This is a genomic window from Piscirickettsia salmonis LF-89 = ATCC VR-1361 (assembly GCF_000297215.2).
Taxonomy (GTDB): domain Bacteria; phylum Pseudomonadota; class Gammaproteobacteria; order Piscirickettsiales; family Piscirickettsiaceae; genus Piscirickettsia; species Piscirickettsia salmonis.
Genome location: NZ_AMFF02000217.1, coordinates 1 through 634 on the forward strand (window position 1 = coordinate 1; position 634 = coordinate 634).

Annotated in this window: 1 protein-coding gene and 1 rRNA gene; one reads left to right on the forward strand and one right to left on the reverse strand. The window is 37.7% G+C overall.

Annotated features, from left to right (window positions below; all coding sequences use genetic code 11):
- Positions 1-119 precede the first annotated feature (119 nt).
- Complete coding sequence (locus C200_RS16600; protein ID WP_016212506.1) at positions 120-254, forward strand: hypothetical protein; 135 nt, start codon at positions 120-122, stop codon at positions 252-254.
- Positions 255-423: 169 nt separating this feature from the next.
- On the opposite strand, the gene rrf is transcribed toward C200_RS16600, so the two are convergent.
- A 5S ribosomal RNA gene (gene rrf, locus C200_RS13515) occupies positions 424-538 on the reverse strand.
- Between the last annotated feature and the right edge of the window lie 96 nt (positions 539-634).

A 634-nucleotide genomic window follows, 5' to 3' on the forward strand; every position in this document is an offset into this window, starting at 1 on the left:
CACTCCATGGCTCGCAGCGTCGGTAATGTCGATAGAAAATCCAAAAACATTTAAAGTCATCCGCCCTGCTTATGATTTGAACCAAGCAAAAGTGTGAAAGTCTGAACCTAGCTTAACAGTTGGAGTCTACTAAAATTGCTGAAATTAATAATGCCAGTCAAGAACAGGCCACAGGGGTAATCAAAGTCAATAAGTCGATGGGAGAGAAATCGACAAAAGAACACAAGCCAACAATAAGCTGGCTGGCCAAATGACTCAATCAGCCGGAAACATGGAGCGACAAGCAAAACGTCTCATCGAAACAATTTCCTTCTTTAAAACGTAAAAATAACACTTTTTTTGCTCGCTGTTATTTATAGAATATAAATAAAAAACCCCGATCTTATTTTATTTAAATTTAAGATCGAGGTTTAAGAATAAGGTGTTTGGTGATGTCCTACTTTCACATGGCAAAAACCACACTATCATCGGCGCTAAGGTGTTTCACTACTGAGTTCGGGATGGGATCAGGTGGGACCACCTTGCTATGGTCACCAAACAAAACTGGTAAAATTCGTTTTGCTGTCTGCTTTTAATTATTTTTTAAAAGCAGTTAAACTATTAAATCACGTTGATTATGTCAACATGTTAGTTA